The 17,229-nt window shown below is 63.9% G+C and carries 19 protein-coding genes and 1 tRNA gene; 12 read left to right on the top strand and 8 right to left on the bottom strand.

Annotated elements, in window-relative coordinates:
• Positions 1–72: 72 nt before the first annotated feature.
• Positions 73–149: transfer RNA gene (locus O0882_RS27245), tRNA-Pro, on the bottom strand.
• Positions 150–315: 166 nt separating this feature from the next.
• Between O0882_RS27245 and O0882_RS27240 the strand changes: the two genes are divergently transcribed.
• Positions 316–948, top strand: coding sequence for a hypothetical protein (locus tag O0882_RS27240; RefSeq protein WP_289953082.1), 633 nt, complete (start codon positions 316–318; stop codon positions 946–948).
• A 39-nt stretch (positions 949–987) separates the two neighbouring features.
• On the opposite strand, the gene rsmI is transcribed toward O0882_RS27240, so the two are convergent.
• Complete coding sequence (rsmI, locus tag O0882_RS27235) at positions 988–1,896, bottom strand: 16S rRNA (cytidine(1402)-2'-O)-methyltransferase (RefSeq protein WP_289953080.1); 909 nt, start codon at positions 1,894–1,896, stop codon at positions 988–990.
• A 165-nt stretch (positions 1,897–2,061) separates the two neighbouring features.
• On the opposite strand from rsmI, the gene O0882_RS27230 reads away from it, so the two are divergent.
• The 7 genes from O0882_RS27230 (at position 2,062) to O0882_RS27200 (ending at position 6,956) form a co-directional block, all read left to right on the top strand.
• Positions 2,062–3,264: a penicillin-binding protein activator gene (locus O0882_RS27230; RefSeq protein ID WP_289953077.1), complete on the top strand. Its 1,203-nt coding sequence runs from the start codon at positions 2,062–2,064 to the stop codon at positions 3,262–3,264.
• Positions 3,265–3,275: 11 nt separating this feature from the next.
• Positions 3,276–3,635, top strand: coding sequence for a YraN family protein (locus O0882_RS27225; RefSeq protein WP_289953075.1), 360 nt, complete (start codon positions 3,276–3,278; stop codon positions 3,633–3,635).
• A 57-nt stretch (positions 3,636–3,692) separates the two neighbouring features.
• Complete coding sequence (locus tag O0882_RS27220; RefSeq protein WP_289953073.1) at positions 3,693–4,289, top strand: phosphoheptose isomerase; 597 nt, start codon at positions 3,693–3,695, stop codon at positions 4,287–4,289.
• Positions 4,282–4,968, top strand: coding sequence for a BON domain-containing protein (locus tag O0882_RS27215; protein WP_289953072.1), 687 nt, complete (start codon positions 4,282–4,284; stop codon positions 4,966–4,968). The genes O0882_RS27220 and O0882_RS27215 overlap by 8 nt, the downstream gene beginning before the upstream one ends.
• Positions 4,969–5,054: 86 nt before the next feature.
• Positions 5,055–5,576 (top strand): TlpA disulfide reductase family protein, encoded by a 522-nt coding sequence (locus O0882_RS27210; protein WP_289953069.1) that lies wholly within the window; start codon positions 5,055–5,057, stop codon positions 5,574–5,576.
• A 97-nt stretch (positions 5,577–5,673) separates the two neighbouring features.
• A complete protein-coding gene (locus tag O0882_RS27205; protein WP_289953066.1) occupies positions 5,674–6,264 on the top strand; it encodes a sigma-70 family RNA polymerase sigma factor in 591 nt (196 codons plus the stop codon).
• Complete coding sequence (locus O0882_RS27200) at positions 6,261–6,956, top strand: anti-sigma factor (protein WP_289953064.1); 696 nt, start codon at positions 6,261–6,263, stop codon at positions 6,954–6,956. Before O0882_RS27205 ends, O0882_RS27200 begins: the two co-directional genes overlap by 4 nt.
• A gap of 62 nt (positions 6,957–7,018) precedes the next feature.
• Here O0882_RS27200 and O0882_RS27195 read toward each other — a convergent pair whose 3' ends face one another.
• Positions 7,019–7,441, bottom strand: a complete 423-nt coding sequence (locus O0882_RS27195) for a PaaI family thioesterase (protein ID WP_289953061.1) — start codon at positions 7,439–7,441, stop codon at positions 7,019–7,021.
• A gap of 91 nt (positions 7,442–7,532) precedes the next feature.
• Positions 7,533–8,690 (bottom strand): PepSY-associated TM helix domain-containing protein, encoded by a 1,158-nt coding sequence (locus tag O0882_RS27190; RefSeq protein WP_289953059.1) that lies wholly within the window; start codon positions 8,688–8,690, stop codon positions 7,533–7,535.
• Positions 8,691–8,907: 217 nt separating this feature from the next.
• Between O0882_RS27190 and O0882_RS27185 the strand changes: the two genes are divergently transcribed.
• The 4 genes from O0882_RS27185 to O0882_RS27170 all read left to right on the top strand — a co-directional run bounded on the left by O0882_RS27185 (position 8,908) and on the right by O0882_RS27170 (position 12,932).
• Positions 8,908–9,453, top strand: coding sequence for a YbhB/YbcL family Raf kinase inhibitor-like protein (locus tag O0882_RS27185; RefSeq protein WP_289953057.1), 546 nt, complete (start codon positions 8,908–8,910; stop codon positions 9,451–9,453).
• Positions 9,443–10,264 carry a helix-turn-helix transcriptional regulator gene (locus tag O0882_RS27180; protein ID WP_289953056.1) on the top strand — a complete coding sequence of 274 codons (822 nt, stop codon included), beginning with the start codon at positions 9,443–9,445 and terminating at the stop codon, positions 10,262–10,264. Before O0882_RS27185 ends, O0882_RS27180 begins: the two co-directional genes overlap by 11 nt.
• A 67-nt stretch (positions 10,265–10,331) precedes the next feature.
• Entirely contained in the window at positions 10,332–10,676 is a 345-nt protein-coding gene (locus tag O0882_RS27175) for a hypothetical protein (RefSeq protein WP_289953054.1), read from the top strand.
• 99 nt (positions 10,677–10,775) lie between these two features.
• The gene (locus tag O0882_RS27170) at positions 10,776–12,932 is read left to right on the top strand and encodes a TonB-dependent receptor (protein ID WP_289953052.1); all 2,157 of its coding nucleotides are present in this window, start codon (positions 10,776–10,778) and stop codon (positions 12,930–12,932) included.
• Positions 12,933–13,112: 180 nt separating this feature from the next.
• Here the strand turns inward: O0882_RS27170 and ung are convergent, their stop codons facing one another.
• The 4 genes from ung to O0882_RS27150 all read right to left on the bottom strand — a co-directional run bounded on the left by ung (position 13,113) and on the right by O0882_RS27150 (position 17,221).
• Positions 13,113–13,781: a uracil-DNA glycosylase gene (gene ung / locus O0882_RS27165; RefSeq protein WP_289953049.1), complete on the bottom strand. Its 669-nt coding sequence runs from the start codon at positions 13,779–13,781 to the stop codon at positions 13,113–13,115.
• Positions 13,782–13,912: 131 nt separating this feature from the next.
• On the bottom strand, positions 13,913–14,929 hold the full coding sequence (lipA, locus tag O0882_RS27160; protein WP_096232775.1) for a lipoyl synthase: 1,017 nt from the start codon (positions 14,927–14,929) through the stop codon (positions 13,913–13,915).
• A gap of 39 nt (positions 14,930–14,968) precedes the next feature.
• Complete coding sequence (gene lipB / locus O0882_RS27155; protein WP_289953044.1) at positions 14,969–15,673, bottom strand: lipoyl(octanoyl) transferase LipB; 705 nt, start codon at positions 15,671–15,673, stop codon at positions 14,969–14,971.
• A 75-nt stretch (positions 15,674–15,748) separates the two neighbouring features.
• Positions 15,749–17,221, bottom strand: a complete 1,473-nt coding sequence (locus tag O0882_RS27150; protein ID WP_289953041.1) for a PLP-dependent aminotransferase family protein — start codon at positions 17,219–17,221, stop codon at positions 15,749–15,751.
• Between the last annotated feature and the right edge of the window lie 8 nt (positions 17,222–17,229).

The following is a 17,229-nucleotide window of genomic DNA, read 5'->3' as shown; positions in this document are numbered from 1 at the left end:
CCTTTTTGCTGCAGGTGCTACAGACGAAAAAAAACCCAAGAGCCTAAACTCTTGGGTTTTTTTCTACAAATTTGGTCGGAGTACAAGGATTCGAACCTTGGACCCCCTGGTCCCAAACCAGGTGCGCTACCGGGCTGCGCCACACTCCGAAGACCAAGATAATACAGGCCGTATCGACTTCGGTCAAGGGTCAGATGAAACTCTGTGTAAATTATTTACGCGCGGCACAGGAACGCCTGTATTTTTCAACATGCATGAAATATGCGACACTCACTACGCGAGTTTTCCCGATCAGACATGAAGGCGACGACGGCAATGGAGTTCAGGATAGAAAGAAGCGACGGCGGGCGGCCCTTGCCGAACCGCCGCGGCATCGTGCTGGGCATCGCCGTGTCCTTGCTGCTGCATGGCGCCTTGATCTCTCTGTGGCGCCATGTGCAGCCGGCCGCACGGATAGACACGGCCCCGCGCGTGGAATCGATCGCCGTGTGGATACGTCCGCTGGCCGCCAAGCCGCCCCCGCCGCCAGTCGAAGTCGTCAAGCCTAAACGCGAACCCAAGCCCATCAGCAAGCCAAAACTCGCCACACCCCGGGAAACGCCGGCGGCCGCCACGGCACCAGCATCCAGCCCGCAAGCCATCACTGTCGTGCCGGCCTCACCAGCCACGCCGGCGGCCAGTTCCGATACCTTGGCGCAAGAAACACCGAAATTCGACATGGAAGCGGCCAGGAAGACGGCGCGCAAGATGGCGGGCGAGCGCGACCCGTCCAGGGTGGGCACGGCCGTGGGGCAAATCCCCGACAAGCCGCTGCAAACGGAAACCCAGCTGGCGCGCGATATCGCGCAAGGCAAGCGCGGCGATTGCCGCACCGCCTATGCGGGCGCGGGCTTGCTGGCACCCGTGCTGATGTTGCTGGACAAGAAGGATAGCGGCTGCAAGTGGTGAGTCTAACAACATACCCGGATTGGGTATCTCACCATCCCTTTATTCCTGCCCCTTCAACTGCAACGCCCGCTCATACAGCGCATTCTTCTTGCGGCCCGTGATTTGTGCCGTCAGGTTCGCCGCCTGCTTGACGCTGCATTCGGCCAGCAGGATGTTGAGGATGCGTTCCGCTTCCACGTCTTCCGCGTCCTGCGCCTCCGTCGCGCCTTCGAGCAGGACGACGAATTCTCCCTTTTCGCGGTGCGCGTCGGCACGGATCCACGCCTCCGCCTCGGACAGGGGACAGCGGTGGATTTCCTCGAACATTTTCGTCAGTTCGCGCGCGAACACCACCTGGCGCGTGGGCTCGAACGCTTCCACCAGGGCCGTGGCGCAATCGAGGATGCGGTGCGGCGCCTCATAGAACACCATCGTCGCCGTCACGCCGCGCAGGCTGTGCAGCATGTTTTCGCGCTGCTTGGCCTTCGCCGGCAGGAAGCCGACGAAGTAAAACTGGTCATTCAACAAGCCGCTGGCGGAAATGGCCGTGATCGCCGCCGACGGACCGGGCAGGGGCAGCACGCGCAAGCCGGCCGCGCGCACGGCGTCGACGATGCGCGCGCCCGGGTCGGACACGGCCGGCGTGCCCGCGTCGGAGACGAGGGCGATGCGCTCGCCAGCGTGCAGGCGGGCGATCAGCGTCTGCGCCACTTCGCGCTCGTTATGTTGATGCGCCGCAATTAATGGCTTGTTCAAGCCGAAGCGCGTCAGCAGGTGCGCCGTGTTGCGCGTATCTTCACAGGCGACGGCGTCGGCAATGCTCAGCAAATGCAGCGCGCGCAGGCTGATGTCGGTCACATTGCCGATCGGCGTGGCCACTATATACAATGTTGCGATAGGATAGACCTGGTGCGCCGCCTCTGTCATGATGGGCAGGCTGGCGATGGAACTGATTTCTTGTACGGTCATTTTGGAGGTTAAATGCTTGCTAATAGTGTGAAGTTACTGCTTGTTTGTGCCGCGACCGGCATGCTGAGCGCTTGCAGCACGCCTTGCGACGCGCCCGGGCAATTGTGCGCGCCTATTGAATCTAACACAAGGGCGCTGCCGCCACCGAAGCCGCTGCCGCCGCCCGTGCCGCCCAAGCCGCCCGCGCCCGAACCGGTGACGTTTGCCGTGGCCGTGCCCGATATTACCGCGTACGACGGCAACGGCGCGCCGCTGGCGCCCATCCAGAACAAGCCGGCGACCGGCACGCCGCAGGACATGCCGGCGGCCACGGCGCCGGCGCCGTCCGACGGCAAGGTCCACCACATCGGCCTGCTGCTGCCGCTGCGCTCGGACACCCTGGGCCCGGCCGCCGAACTGCTGCGCGCCGGCTTCATGGCCGCGTATGAGCGCGACCGCAGCGGCTTCGAAGTGACGGTGATCGACACGGGCGACGGCAGCAGCGACGTCCTGAACAAGTTTGCGCAAGCGCAAGAGGAACAGGACGTCGTCGTGGGGCCTTTGTCGCGCTCGGCCGTCACGGCCGTGGCGAACAGCGACCTGGTGCGTAAACCGACGATCGCCCTGAACCACCCGGACAACCGCGGCGAGGCGCGTCTGCCGGCCAAGCTGCTGGTGATGGGCCTGTCGATCGAGGCGGAAGCGCGCCAGGTCGCCGCCTGGGCCGCCAGCGAACAGCCGGGCGCCAGCGCGCTGATCCTGTCGGCCGGTTCGCCCTCGCAGCGCCGCATCAGCGCCGCCTTCAAGCAGGAATGGCTGCGCCAGGGCGGCAAGGTCGATGTGATGGACTTGACGGCCACGAACGGCTACCTGAGCGATGCGGAACTGGTGCAGCTGCGCGCACGCCTGGCCGCGACGCCGCCGGGCCTGCTGTTTGTCGCGCTTGACGCCGACCAGGCGCGCCAGCTGCGCGTGGCCATCGGCAGCGATCTGCCCCTGTATGGCACCTCATCCCTGAATCCCGGCGCCGGGCGCGGCGCCAGCGGCCCCGAGCTCGACGGCGCGCGGCTGCTGGACTTGCCATGGCAAGTGCAGCGCGACCATCCGCAAGTGATGGTGTATCCACAGCCGCCGCAGCCTGCCGAACGCCGCCTGACGGCGGACATGGAACGCCTGTATGCGCTGGGCATCGATGCCTTCCGCGTGGCGCGCGAAGTGGCGTTGCGCCCGAGCGCGCCGTTCACGCTCGATGGCGTGACGGGCCGTCTGGCCGTGCGCTTTGACGATGATCAAAGCGTGTTCGAACGCACGGAACAAGCCGCCAGCTACCAGCAGGGCGTGCTGGGCACCTGGCCGCCAGCCGCGCCGGCCACGCCACCGGTACAGTAAGGACATGCGCCATGCCACCCTTCGCTTTCTGGAACAAACGGGAACGGGGACGGCAGGGAGAAGACGATGCGCTCGCGTATCTGCTGCTGCAAGGCCTGGTGCTGCTGCAACGCAATTATCTGTGCAAGGGCGGCGAGCTGGACCTGATCATGCGCGATGGCGCCTGCATCGTTTTCGTCGAAGTGCGGCTACGCAGCAGTGCAGCCTACGGCGGCGCCCTGGCCAGCATCACGCCGGCCAAGCAGCGGCGCATGGTGGTGGCCGCGCAAACCTGGCTGCAGGGGCAAAAGACTTTGCCGCCGTGCCGCTTCGACGCGCTGGCCATCGATGGCGGGCACATCAGCTGGCTGCGGAACATCCTCGATATGTAAGCATTTTTAACAGTGCTTGTCCGCCATGCCGCGCGCCTGCACTATAATCGGCAGACTATGAATAATCAACGCATCCTCTCGCACTTCCACGAAAGTGCCGAACTCAAGATCCAGGCCGCCCCCGTGCTGGCGCAACCCATTGCGCAGGCGATCGACCTGATGTTTTATGCATTGTCCAACGGTAACAAGATCCTCGCCTGCGGCAACGGCGGTTCCGCCGCCGACTGCCAGCACTTCGCGGCCGAGCTGGTGGGACGCTTCGAACGCGAGCGCTTTCCGCTGCCAGCCCTGGCGCTGACGACGGATACCTCGATCCTGACGGCCGTGGCGAATGACTACAGCTACCGCGAGATTTTCTCGAAGCAGGTGCAGGCATTCGGCCAGGCCGGCGACATCCTGCTGGCCATCTCCACGTCGGGCAATTCGGCCAACGTGCTGGCCGCCGTGGAAGCGGCGCTCGAGCGCGAAATGCGCGTCGTGGCGCTGACGGGCAAGGACGGCGGCGCCATCGGCAAGATACTGACGGACGCCGACGTGCATATCTGCGTGCCGGCCGAGCGCACGGCGCGCATCCAGGAAGTCCATCTGACCACCATACATTGCATCTGCGACGGCATCGACGTCGCGCTATTCGGAGGAGACGTGAATGACTAAATTCGGTACTGGCCCAGGCTGGAAACGCGTACAACGCCCATTGGCTACCGCATTGCTGTGCGGCGCCATGCTCACCTCGCTAACCGGCTGCATCGAACTGATGGTCGGCGGCGCAGTGATGGGCGGCGTTGCCGCGGCGGATCGCCGCACCCTGGGCGCGCAGACCGAAGACAAGTCGATCGCCCTGAAAGGCGAGTCGCGCATCCCCTCCATCGTCGGCGATGCCGGCCACGTGAATGTCACCAGCTTCAACCGCCGCGTCCTGCTGACGGGCGAAGTGCGCGACGAGGCGATGAAAAATGCCGTCGAACGCGAAGTGCGCAATATCGAGGGCGTGGAATCGGTGGCCAATGAACTGATCATCGCCGGCCCGGCCAGCTACACCTCGCGCTCGAACGACGCGCTGATCACGGCCAAGGTCAAGGCCAGCCTGGTCGACATGAAAACCATCTCGGCCGCCTCGTTCAAAGTCGTCACGGAAAACGGCACCGTCTTCCTGATGGGCCGCGTTACCCAGCGCGAAGGCACGGTCGCGACCGACGTGGCGCGCGGTGTAGGCGGCGTGCAGAAAGTGGTCAAGCTGTTCGACTACATTTCGGAGGCGGAATTGAAACAATTGCAGCCCGATCCGCCACAGCAGCGCACGACGAACACGGTCAGCGATACGGTCCAGCAATAAGGTCCTCCCCCATCCGGCCTACGGCGCCCGAGTGATGATGCGACTATAATGGCCGCATCGTTGCTCTACATTAGTGAAACTTCGCCATGTCAACTTCGCCCTCCGCAAGCAAGTCCTGGATCAAGCCAGCCCTGATCGCCGTCTTCGTGGCGGGCGTGGCGGCAGCCGGCTATCTGTCGCTGAATGACAAGCAAAGCGCGCCGGATGTGACCTTCCACGGCATCCATGGCGAGAAAATCACCTCGGCGAGCCTGCGTGGCAAGGTGGTGATGGTCAATTTCTGGGCCACCTCGTGCACCACCTGCGTGGCGGAAATGCCGGAGATGATCGACACCTACAACAAGTACAAGGGACAGGGCCTGGAATTCGTGGCCGTGGCCATGAAATACGATCCGGCCAACTATGTGCTCAATTTCGCCGAAACGCGCCAACTGCCGTTCAAGGTGGCGCTCGACGTGACGGGCGAGGCGGCCAAGGCCTATGGCGACGTGGCCCTCACGCCCACCACCTTCGTGCTCGACAAGCAGGGCAAAATCCTCAAGCGCTACGTGGGCAAGCCGGAGTTCGCGGAACTGCATAAACTCCTGGAAACGGCCATCGCCGGCTGATCCAGTCCTCAGCACCGCACAAAACCCTGTTGCCAGGTGTTGCCAAGCTGTTATAACCTTCCCTTGCGTGATCCCATTCACCTTGTGAAGGCCAGCCGTGTCCCTCGCCGCCCATCAGCCCGACCCGCAGCAACTGAAAGCCTGGCTGCTTGCCGCCGGCAAGAAGGACGCCACGGCGTTCCGCCAGCTATATCACTCCACCGCATCGAAACTGTTTGGCTACACCCTGCGTATATTGCATAAGCAAGAGCTCGCTGAAGAAGCCTTGCAAGAGGGTTTCGTCGCCATCTGGAACAACGCCGCCACCTACCAGAGCCATCTGGCCGCGCCGATGACCTGGATGGTCACCATCGTGCGCAACAAGGCGTTCGATGTGCTGCGGCGCAGCGACGATAGCGTGGAAATCGATGCCGAACAGTTTGATAGCGAAGTCATGAATGCACTGCGAGACCCCCAGGCCACGCCGATCGAATCGCTGCAAATGAGCGGTGACGCCAAGGCGCTGGCGTTTTGCATGTCGGCCCTGGAAGGGCTGCACCGGCAGGTAGTCGCCCTGGCGTTCTATCACGACCTGTCGCACAGTGAAGTGGCGCAGCAGATGTCGCTGCCAATCGGCACCGTGAAGACCTGGATACGCCGCAGCCTGGAACGGCTGCGCACGTGCCTGGCGAAACGGGAGGCATCATGAATATCCGCGGCAAGGAAAATTTGCGCCAGCAACTGGCGTCCGAATACGTGCTGGGCACCCTGAAAGGGGGCGCGCGGCGGCGTTTCGAAGGCTGGTTGCACAACGACGCCGACCTGCGCAATATCACGGCCGCATGGCGCCAGCGTTTGGAACCGATGGCGGAATTCGCCACGCCCGTGGCGCCGCCCAAGCGCGTCTGGCAGCAGATCGAGCAACGCTTGCACCTGAAGCCGCAGGGCGGCTGGTCGCTATGGCGCGATGCGCTGTCGTTCTGGCGTGGTCTGGGCATGGCCTCGAGCGCCATCGCCGCCTTGCTGGTGATCGTCGTGGCCACGCGCGTGATGGACGCGCCGCAAATCAGCCATGTGGCCAGCCTGACGGACGAGAAAGCGCAAACGGCCCTGCTGCTGACGGCCGACAGCCGCCACGGCGCGCTCGAGGTGCGCATGGTGGGCAACGCGCCCGTGCCTGCTGACCGCGACCTGGAACTGTGGGCCGTGCCCAAGAGCGGCAACCCGCGTTCCCTGGGTTTACTGGCCGACAAGGGCAACGTGACACTGGCCCTGTCGCAGCGCGCCATCGGCAGCGACGTGGCCCTGCTGGCCGTCACCCTGGAGCCGAAAGGCGGTTCGCCGAATCCGAATGGACCGACGGGACCGGTTTTGTATAAAGGTAACTGGGTGAAAATCTAGCGAACCCAAGCAAGGGCTGGGGTCGTACCCTGCAGGGTACGACCCCGGATTTTGCCCTTGGGTTACTTGGGATACAGAATCATCTGCGTGCAGCGGAACAGGGCAATCGTCTTGCCCGTTTCCTTGTTTTTCACCACGGCATCCCACACTTGCGTGTTGCGGCCCTTGTGCTCGACTTTCGCCGTACAGGTGAGCGTGCCTTCGCGGGCCGTGCCCAGGTGGTTCGATTTCAGTTCGATGGTCGTAAAATTGCTGGCGCCCTCGGGCAGGTTGACGATGCAGCCATAGCCGGACGCCGTGTCGGCCAGGGTCACCACGCTGCCCGCGTGCAGATAGCCGTTCGGCGCCAGCAGATGTGGCAGCACGGGCAATTCCGCCGTCAGCTGGCCGTCGCCCACGGCCGTGATGACGATGCCCAGGTGGCCGGGCAAGCGGCCTGTGCCGCGTTCATTTAACATTGCTACGGTGATGTCGGGATGGCTCATGCGGGTCCTTGTGCGGGGTGAATCCGGACAGTGGCTACGCCGGAAAATACTATGATGATAGCAACTTTCCCCGCATCGGTTTGACGGCCGCTTATTTCCGGCCGCGCCGCCGTTTCCACCACACCAAACTGCCCGTCAGCAGGAACAGCAGCGGCATCAGGCCAAAGACGGTAATGAAGGCGCGCCCGGTCACGCCAAACGCCTGGCCCGAATGCAGGGGGAATTGCCAGCCCAGGAAGACGTCTCCGGCCGGCGCCCGCAAGGGATCGCGTATGCGCAGGGGCAAGCCGCTGCGCGCGTCCAGGGTGATGCGCGTGGCACCGTCGCCGTGGGCGATCTCGCCAGGCTGGCGCACGCGCACGTCATATGGCTGGTCCTTCTTGGCCGGCAGCACGATACGCGACACGCGCGCCTGCGGATACAGCAGCTGCGCGGCGGCCATGGCCTGGCCCGCATCGAGCAGGACGCCATCCTGCGCCACATTTTTCAATTTTGCCGTGTCCGGCACCGTCGATACCAGGTCTACCAGGGGCACGACCAATTGCGGCAAATTGAAATAGATGCCGGAAAAGGCGAGCACGGCCAGCACGGGCGCGGCAAAGAAGCCGGCCGCCTTGTGAAACGTGTAATGAAAACGGGGCCAGGAACCGCCATGCGACACCGTCAGGGCGCGCTTGAGCGCCGTCCACTGCAGGCGCGGCCACCACAGGTAGATGCCGGTGAGCGCCATCAGCAGCAACAGCACGCCAGAGATACCCGTAATGGTCTTGCCCACGTCGCCCGACAATACATAGCGGTGCAAATGAAACATGCCCGACATCAGCAGCGGGCGAGAAAGGCCGAAACGTCCCCAGTCGCGCTCGCCTTTGACTTGCAGGGTGTAGGGGTCGACCATCACCTGGCGCACGGTCGCCTGGCTGAAGGCAGAAGGTTTGCCAGCCTGGCGGTACGAGGCCACATACACGTCGCGCGCATCGGCGGGCGGATTGAGCTGGCTCGGCTTGCCGTAGGCGGGGTCGGCCGCGAGTCTGTCCACCACCGCCTGCAGCGTGCGCGGCGTCACCTGGAACACCTGGCCGGGCGTGGGCGTGCTCGCCTGCAACAAATTCGGATTCAGATACGCATCGAGTTCCGGCATCCAGGCGATGGCGGAACCCGTCAAGCCCAGCAGGACGAACAGGGCGCCGAACCACAGCCCCACATACAGGTGCAGTTTGCTGAGCAAGCACTTGATCGAGCGTTGGGACATGGAAACTTTGGGGAAATTTTGGGCTGCGAAACGATAGCATGAAAGCCCCGCAGTGAAAATCATGCGCGTCAAGAAAGGGGAAAACCAGACAACACGCTCATGGCAACAGCGGATTCAGATAAAAACGAGCGTTTCGGCACCATCAGCGAGCGCATCGGCATCGCGGGTACAGCTTGCACGGCATACACTTTCCCCTATACTTATCGAAAGGAAAATTATGACCGCTTCCCGCTTCCTCGCCGCCACGCTGGGCCTCGCTCTTCAACTGGGCGCGCACGCCGCCGATTTCACGGTGACCAGCACCGACATCGCCCCTGGCCAGAGCCTGGCGAGCGCGCAAGTATTCCAGGGCTTCGGCTGCACGGGCGGCAACCTGGCGCCGCAATTGTCGTGGCACGGCGCGCCAGCCGGCACCAAAAGCTACGCCGTCACCCTGTACGACCCGGACGCACCCACGGGCAGCGGCTGGTGGCACTGGAGCGTGTTCAATGTACCCGCCAGCACCACGTCCTTGCCAGCGGGAACGACCACGTCCACCCTGCCGGCCGGCGCCGTACAAGGGCGCAACGATTACGGCGACAGCGCCTACGGCGGCGCCTGCCCGCCACCGGGCGACAAGGCCCACCGCTACCAGATCACGGTGTGGGCCCTGAAAACAGACAAGTTGCCGCTGGACCAGCACGCCAGCGGCGCCATGCTCGGCTACATGCTCAACGCCAATGCGCTGGGCAAGGCACAGCTGACAGGACTGTATGGCCGATGACATGGAAGCGGTGGCCCTGAGCGAGCTGCGCATCGCGCACGGCACCATCGAGGCGCGCCGCGCGCAAACCCTGCGCCGCGTGCCCGTCTTCCAGAGCGCCCTGTGCCGCGTGCGGCAGGGAACGAAACTGCTGGAATGGGGTGCCCGCCAGACCCGCGCCGGCAAGGGCGACGTGGTGCTGATGCCGGCGGGACAGGAACTGGGCGTGGCCAACCTGCCCGGCGCGCAAGGCTACCGGGCGGAAGTGCTGAGTTTTTCGCCGGCCCTGATCGCCCGTTTCCGCGCGCGCCATGGCGTCCTCGTCGATACCCAGCTGCGCCAGGCCACCACGGCCAGCCTGTGCGTGCCGCTCGACGTGCATGCGGCGCTGGCCTGGGACCAGCTGACGGCCAGCCTGGCGAGCAACACACCGCCCGCGCTGCTGGCGCACCAGGCCGAAGGCTTGCTGCTGGCCCTGGCACTGGGCGGCCATTGCGGCCCGCTCTTGCTGGACCGCCGCGATCCGCTGGCCGCACGCGTGCAGCAAGTGCTGCTGCTGGACCCGGCAGCCGACTGGAGCGTGGCCAAGGTTGCCAGCCATCTGCACCTGGGCGCGTCCACCCTGCGCCGCCAGCTGGCCCTGGAACAGCGCCATTTCCGCGCCATCCTGGAAGACGTGCGCCTGGGACTGGCCTTGCAGGAATTGCAATCTGGCATTGCACCCATCGGCGACATCGCCGCCGCCTGCGGCTACGCCTCGCCATCGCGCTTCGCGGCCCGTTTCCGCCAGCACTACGGCCTGTCGCCACGCGACCTGCGCGCCACCCTGTAAGCTCGCGCTAGCGCAAATCACACAACAAGCGCTGACAGCGGGGCGATTTTCTTGCTACTATGCGCCCATGTCTTCCCGCCAGCCCACCCGCAAGCTTGCTCATCACGCTGCCTCCGCCCTCGCGCGCAGGCCGTGGCAACTGTGCGTGGCGCTGTTCAGTGCGCTGGCCCTCGTGTTCCTGCTGTCGACGGCCGCCTCGCACCTGCACAAGACGACGCTCGACGCGGAAGAGTGTGCGCTGTGCGCCACCGTCATCGACAAGGTGGCCGATATCGCCGTGCCGCCGGCCATCGTCGAGCCGCCCGCCCAGTTATTGCCGTACCGCTTGCTGGCCCTCGCGCCCGCTACCCTGGCGCCCGCCGCCATCCTCATCCTGCCGCCCGTGCGCGGCCCGCCTGCCGCCTCACTGTAGTTCCCACGCCGTTTTTCCTTTTTCAGGCTGCACCGCCGCGCGTCGCGTCCTCCGTATGCGCGCCGGGCCGCCTGGCGTTGACTATTTTCGAGGTTTACCATGCAACACACTCCACGTCTGAGCGCGCTGTCGCTCGCCCTTGCCAGCCTGTTCAGCTTTTCCGCCCACGCCGCCGAGCCTGCCGAGGCCAATACCGATGCTGCCCCGCAAGACATGCAAAAGGTCGAAGTCACCTCCGCCCACCTGAAAAGCGCGCGCATCGAGCTGTCGCCCAAAGTCGGCACCACCATCTACAGCATCGATAGCCACATGGTCGACATGCTGGGCCAGGGCGACAATACGCCCTTCAATGAAGTGCTGCTGCGCCTGCCGGGCGTGTCGCAGGATTCGAAGGGATCCGGCGCCCTGCACGTGCGCGACGACCATGCCAACGTACAATACCGCATCAATGGCGTGCAACTGCCGGAAAGCATCAGCGGCTTCGGCCAGTCGATCGACACGCGCCTGATCGACAAGACCGATTTCATGACGGGCGCCTTGCCGGCCCAGTTCGGCCTGCGCACGGCGGGCATTGTCGACATCGAAACGAAGGAGGGCGGCATGACGCCTGGCGGGCGCATCGGCATCATGGTCGGCAGCCACGACCATGTGGAGCCGAGTGCCGAATTTTTTGGCAGCGTGGGCAAGTTCAATTACTACCTGTCCGGCAGCTACCTGGGCAATGCGCTGGGCGTGGAGAATCCGCAAGCCACGCGCAGCGCCTTGCACGACAAGACGCGCCAGAACAAATCGTTCGGCAGCCTGTCATATTTCCTTGATGACAATACGCGCCTGGGCGCCATGTTCGGCACCTACAATGGCCGCTTCCAGATCCCCAACAATCCGAATCAGGCGCCAGGATTTTCCCTGGACGGCCACAGCGATGCGCAGGCGGGCACGTCCACGTTACCGTCGTCGCAGCTGAATGAAAACCAGCGCGAAGTGAACCGTTTTCTGGTGCTGTCGCTGCAAAAAAGCCTGGGCGACATCAATTACCAGGTGTCCGCCTTCCACCAGTATTCGGAACTGCACTTCACGCCCGATGCCATCGGCGACCTGATCTACAACGGCGTGGCTTCCGACTCGCGCCGCGCGAACAGCGCTTCCGGCGCGCAATTCGACATCAGCTACAAATTGCACCAGGACCACACCGTGCGCGCGGGCCTGGCCTACACGCGCCAAAAGACGACCAGCAACAACACGGTGGCCGTCTTCCCCGCCATTGACGGGGCGCAAACTTCCACCACGCCGATCAGCATTCTCGACAACAGCGGCAAGACGGGCACCCTGGCCAGTGTTTACCTGCAGGATGAATGGCACATCAGTAAACCCTTGACCCTGAACTATGGAGCCCGCTTCGACAAGGTCTCGGCCTACACGAACGAGCAGCAATGGAGCCCGCGCGTGAATCTGGCCTACCAAATCGCGCCGGGCACGGCCCTGCACGCGGGCTATTCGCGCTACTTCACGCCGCCACCGCAGGAACTGGCGGCGCAAGCCAGCATCGACCTGTACGCGAACACAACGAATGCGCCGGCAATCGGCCAGTCGGACAACGTCAAGGCCGAGCGCACGCATTACTACGATGTGGGCATCAGCCATCAGGTGAATTCGAAACTGACCGTGACGGCCGATGTGTACTATAAAAAGATCAACAACTTGCTGGACGAAGGCCAGTTCGGCCAGGCGCTGATCTTGACGCCGTTCAACTATGCGGATGGCTACGCCAAGGGCCTGGAATTGTCGGCCATTTACAGCGAGAAAAACTGGGGCCTGTTCCTTAACGCCAGCACGCAAAAGGCGCAGGGGCGCAACATCAATTCGGGCCAGGCCCTGTTTGGCGCCGATGAGTTGAACTACATCAGCAAGCAATATGTCTACCTCGATCATGACCAGAAATACACGCTGTCCGGTGGCGGCCATTATCACTTCGGCGATTCGCAAGTAAGCGCTGACTTCCTCTACGGCAGCGGTCTGCGCATGACCCCGGACGGCGGCGCACCGAATTCCGGCCATTTGCCCAGTTACTTCACCGTCAACACGGCGCTCACGCATACGTGGAAAAACACGCCCGTCGGCAAGGTGGAAGGACGGCTGGCCCTGATCAACCTGTTCGACAAGTCGTACCTGCTGCGCGACGGTTCCGGCGTGGGCGTGGGGGCGCCCCAGTACGGCGCCCGCCGCAGCATCTACGCCGGCCTGTCCACCAGTTTTTAACACCTGACCGTACCTACTGCGCGGCGTGGGGCGCGGCCTCCGATGCTCACTGTGCTAAAGCACAGCTGCGCTTCTCGGCCACGCCGCACATCCGCTCGCTACGGTTCTGTCCAGGTGTTGTAAGTCGCGCGAAGACAGCGGCAGGGAGCAACGCCTGCCGCTGTCGGTTGCCGTCAGGAATCAGCTTTCGCCCCAGGCGATGGGCGTCTGGCCATGCGCCTGCAAGTAGGCATTCGCCTGGCTGAACGGCTTGCTGCCAAAGAAACCTTTGCTGGCCGACAAGGGAGACGGGTGCGGCGCCGCCAGCACCAGGTGCTGGCCGGGGTCGATCAGGGGGCGCTTGGCTTGCGCGTAGCCGCCCCACAGGACGAAGACGAGGTTGCTACGCTCTGCGGACAGGTGGCGAATCGCGCTATCCGTCAGCTTTTCCCATCCCTTGGCCGCATGCGAGCCGGCCGCCCCGGCGCGTACCGTCAGCACGCTATTGAGCAGGAACACGCCTTGCTGCGCCCAGTCGGACAAATCCGTGCGCGCGCGCTCGACGCCCACATCCGTGGATAATTCCTTGAAGATATTCTGCAAGCTTGGCTGCGGCGGCGCGCTTTCGGGAATCGAAAAGCACAGCCCCACGGCGGCACCTGGCGTGTGATACGGGTCTTGCCCCAGGATCACGACTTTAACTTGCTCGAACGGCGTCAGGTCGAATGCCCGAAAAATGGTTTTACCGGGAGGAAAACACGGCCCCGCCGCATATTCCGCCTTGACGAAAGCCGTCAGGCGTTCCCAGTAGGGCTGCTCGAACTCCTCTTCCAGCTGCGCTTTCCACGATGCCTCGATGCGTACGTCCATGCGTCACCTCATAGCCGATTCGTCCAGCATGTCAGTATAGGACGCCCAGCCGGATGAGGTGGATACGATACGAGCAGGCAAAAAAAAACCGCCCGGCTAAAGCGGACGGTTTTTGATACGGCGCAAGGTGCTTAGAAATTCAGCGCCGATTCCACGCCGGCGCTGTGCGCCTGTTCATCCGCATGGTACGAGCTGCGCACCATGGCGCCGACGGCGGCGTGGGTGAAGCCCATTTTATAGGCTTCCTCTTCGAACATTTTGAACACGTCCGGGTGCACGTAGCGGCGCACGGGCAGGTGGCTGTTCGACGGCGCCAGGTACTGGCCGATGGTCAGCATGTCGATGTCGTGCTCGCGCATATCGCGCATCACTTGCAGGATTTCCTCGTCCGTCTCGCCCAGGCCGACCATGATGCCGGACTTGGTTTTCACGTCCGGATACATGGCCTTGAAGTCTTTCAGCAATTTCAGCGAGTGCATGTAGTCGGAGCCGGGACGCGCTTCCTTGTACAGGCGCGGCGCCGTTTCCAGGTTGTGGTTCATGACGTCAGGCAAGCCATCCTTGAACAACAGCAAGGCTTTTTCCAGGCGACCACGGAAGTCCGGCACCAGCACTTCGATGCGGGTGTTCGGCGACAGGGCGCGCGTTTGCTGGATGCACTCGACGAAATGGCCGGCGCCGCCGTCGCGCAAGTCATCGCGGTCAACGGAGGTGATGACGACGTAGTTCAAACGCAGCTTGGCGATGGTTTTCGACAGGTTGGACGGTTCTTCCTTGTCCAGCGGATCAGGACGGCCATGGCCGACGTCGCAGAACGGGCAGCGGCGCGTGCACTTGTCGCCCATGATCATGAAGGTGGCCGTGCCCTTGCCAAAACATTCGCCGATGTTCGGGCAGCTGGCTTCCTCGCACACCGTCACGAGCTTGTTTTCGCGCAGGATGTCCTTGATTTCATAGAAACGGGTCGATGCCGAGGCGGCCTTGACGCGGATCCAGTCCGGCTTTTTCAGGCGCTCGACTTGCTCGATCGGAATGATCTTGATCGGGATGCGCGACGTCTTGCTGGCGCCTTTTTGCTTTTCGCTCGGGTTGTACGCTGGAGCGGCGGTCGCGGCGGGGGCGGTGCTGGAAATGGTCTCAGAAGTCATGGCTGCAAGCCCTTGAGGGGCAAAGTTTGGTTTGTTTGCTCAGGCATCCGTTGCCTGAGGCGCGCCTGCGGCGCTGTTTACTTCGCTTACATCGAGTAATACGGTCAATTCCTGGGCCAGGGCCCGCTGCACCTCGGCCAGCGGCGCCACCACGCCCATGCTGCGCATGTCCACCGTCTTCAGGCCGGAATAGCCGCAGGGGTTAATCCAGGAAAACGGCGCCAGGTCCATCGCCACGTTGAGCGATACGCCATGGTAGGTGCAGCCGTTACCGCGCACTTTCAATCCCAGCGCGGCAATCTTCGCACCCTTGCTTGGTCCGCCGGCGATATAGATGCCAGGCGCGCCATCGATGCGTTCGCCAGCAAGATTATACGCCGCCAGCACGTTGATGATGGCTTGCTCGATTTTATGCACGAACTGGCGCGCATACAGCTTGCCGCCCGGCTTGTTGCGGCGCAAGTCCATCAACAGATAAATCACCACCTGGCCGGGGCCGTGAAAGGTGACTTCGCCACCCCGGTCCGTCTGCACCACGGGCACGTTTTCGGCGCCGGCCAGCAAATGTCCGCGGTCGGCCGCCAGGCCCAAAGTAAATACGGGCGGATGCTCGACGATCCACAGTTCGTCGCGCGTGTCGGTCGTGCGCGCATCGGTAAAGGCGCGCATGGCGGCAAAGGTGGGCTCGTAATCGACGCGGCCCATCTCGCGGATCAGCGCCGTTTCGGTGCGGGTGGTGGTCATGACGGATTCTGTAATCAGCTGCCGGCGCCCTGCGGACGCTGCGGCGAAGCCGTGATTATAAGCCAGGCCGCCGTTTCATTCCGGGGCGGACTTTGGCAACAGCAGCAATCTGCCCAATTTTTGTGCAGCGTGGCGCACCTGGGACAGGCTCAGCGCCGTGTAACCGAGCAGCACAGCCGGCGCCAGCCTGGCGCTATGGCAAAAGTCGCCGAGCGGCTGCAGCGCCAGCCCCTCCTGCGCGGCACGCGCGCAAAACGCCCGTTCGTCGGCATCCGGCGGCAGCCACAGCACGCAATGAAAACCCGCCTGCTGGCCCGAAATCGTGTAACGGCCAGGGGCGACCTGCTCCAGACAGGCCAGCAGCAGGTCGCGCCGCTCCTTGTAGGCCAGGCGCGCCAGGCGCAAATGACGCACGAAGGCGCCTTCTTCCATCCAGGCAGCCAGCGCCAGCTGCTGCGTCACGCCCACGGAGCGGCCCGTCAACTGCATGATGCGCAGCAGTGGCGGTCGCAAGGGGGGCGGCAGCACCATGAAGCCCACGCGCAGGCCGGCGAACAGGGTCTTGTTAAAACTGCCGCAATAAATCACGCGCTGATACTGGTCCAGCGCTTTCAGGGCCGCCAGCGGGGCGCTGTGGTAATTGAATTCGCTGTCGTAATCGTCTTCCACCACCCAGGCGCCGCTGTCGTTCGCCCATTCCAGCAAGGCCAGGCGGCGCGTGACGGACATGGTCACGCCCAGCGGCGACTGGTGCGCCGGCGTCACATACGCGAGGCAGGCATCGGTGTGCGCGGCCAGGGCGGCGCAATCGATGCCCTCGGCGTCGACGGCAATGTCCACCGGCACGGCGCCAGCGAGGGCGAACAGGGCGCGCGCGGCCGGGTACCCCGGTTCTTCCAGGCACACCTTGTCGCCATCGCGCACGATGCCGCGCGCCAGCAAGTCGATCGCGTGGCGGATGCCGGTGGTGACAACGATGTCTTGCGGATCGCAGCGGATGCCGCGGTACTTGGCGAGGAAGTCGGCGATCTGCTGGCGCAGCTGGGGCAGGCCGGCCGGATCGGCGCTGCACAGCTGCTCCGGCGTGGCGGCCGCCAGCGCCCGCGTGGCGCACTTGGACCAGGCGGCCATGGGAAACAGGCTGGCGTCGGCGCGCCGCGCCACAAACGGCAAGCCGTCGCGCACGCCCGTATCGGACACAGGTACCGGCTCGGAAAATGGCCCGACCGGGGTGGTCTCTGCAAATCCTGCCATCAAAAAACGTTCCGGCACCACGGCGCACACGCGCGTGCCGGAGCCGGGCACGCGCGTCACATACGCTTCCGCGTGCAGGCGGTCAAACACGGTTTCGATGGTGCCGCGAGATAACTCCCAGCGCTCGGCCAGGGTGCGGCTGGACGGCAGCCGGCTACCCGCCGGCAGCATCTTCGTCAGGATGGCCGAGCGCAGCGCTTCATACGCGCCATCCTGCTTGTTGACGCCTGCCTTGTCGAGCCAGCTGGTGGGGCGCGGCAAGTCCAGGGCGTGCGGTGATTTTCCTCGCGGCATGATAGTCG

It is taken from the genome of Janthinobacterium sp. SUN073, assembly GCF_030397665.1.
Classification (GTDB): Bacteria; Pseudomonadota; Gammaproteobacteria; order Burkholderiales; family Burkholderiaceae_D; genus Janthinobacterium.
The sequence above is the reverse complement of the archived record's forward strand: the minus strand, read 5'-3'. Positions and strand labels throughout refer to the sequence as shown.

What these genes read in the sequence shown, in the direction of transcription:
- O0882_RS27240 (WP_289953082.1), top strand. Translation starts at nt 316, where the DNA reads ATGGAGTTCAGGATAGAAAGAAGCGACGGCGGGCGGCCCTTGCCGAAC.
- rsmI (WP_289953080.1), bottom strand. Translation starts at nt 1,896, where the DNA reads ATGACCGTACAAGAAATCAGTTCCATCGCCAGCCTGCCCATCATGACA.
- O0882_RS27225 (WP_289953075.1), top strand. Translation starts at nt 3,276, where the DNA reads ATGCCACCCTTCGCTTTCTGGAACAAACGGGAACGGGGACGGCAGGGA.
- O0882_RS27220 (WP_289953073.1), top strand. Translation starts at nt 3,693, where the DNA reads ATGAATAATCAACGCATCCTCTCGCACTTCCACGAAAGTGCCGAACTC.
- O0882_RS27215 (WP_289953072.1), top strand. Translation starts at nt 4,282, where the DNA reads ATGACTAAATTCGGTACTGGCCCAGGCTGGAAACGCGTACAACGCCCA.
- O0882_RS27210 (WP_289953069.1), top strand. Translation starts at nt 5,055, where the DNA reads ATGTCAACTTCGCCCTCCGCAAGCAAGTCCTGGATCAAGCCAGCCCTG.
- O0882_RS27200 (WP_289953064.1), top strand. Translation starts at nt 6,261, where the DNA reads ATGAATATCCGCGGCAAGGAAAATTTGCGCCAGCAACTGGCGTCCGAA.
- O0882_RS27195 (WP_289953061.1), bottom strand. Translation starts at nt 7,441, where the DNA reads ATGAGCCATCCCGACATCACCGTAGCAATGTTAAATGAACGCGGCACA.
- O0882_RS27190 (WP_289953059.1), bottom strand. Translation starts at nt 8,690, where the DNA reads ATGTCCCAACGCTCGATCAAGTGCTTGCTCAGCAAACTGCACCTGTAT.
- O0882_RS27185 (WP_289953057.1), top strand. Translation starts at nt 8,908, where the DNA reads ATGACCGCTTCCCGCTTCCTCGCCGCCACGCTGGGCCTCGCTCTTCAA.
- O0882_RS27180 (WP_289953056.1), top strand. Translation starts at nt 9,443, where the DNA reads ATGGCCGATGACATGGAAGCGGTGGCCCTGAGCGAGCTGCGCATCGCG.
- O0882_RS27175 (WP_289953054.1), top strand. Translation starts at nt 10,332, where the DNA reads ATGTCTTCCCGCCAGCCCACCCGCAAGCTTGCTCATCACGCTGCCTCC.
- O0882_RS27170 (WP_289953052.1), top strand. Translation starts at nt 10,776, where the DNA reads ATGCAACACACTCCACGTCTGAGCGCGCTGTCGCTCGCCCTTGCCAGC.
- ung (WP_289953049.1), bottom strand. Translation starts at nt 13,781, where the DNA reads ATGGACGTACGCATCGAGGCATCGTGGAAAGCGCAGCTGGAAGAGGAG.
- lipA (WP_096232775.1), bottom strand. Translation starts at nt 14,929, where the DNA reads ATGACTTCTGAGACCATTTCCAGCACCGCCCCCGCCGCGACCGCCGCT.
- lipB (WP_289953044.1), bottom strand. Translation starts at nt 15,673, where the DNA reads ATGACCACCACCCGCACCGAAACGGCGCTGATCCGCGAGATGGGCCGC.
- O0882_RS27150 (WP_289953041.1), bottom strand. Translation starts at nt 17,221, where the DNA reads ATGCCGCGAGGAAAATCACCGCACGCCCTGGACTTGCCGCGCCCCACC.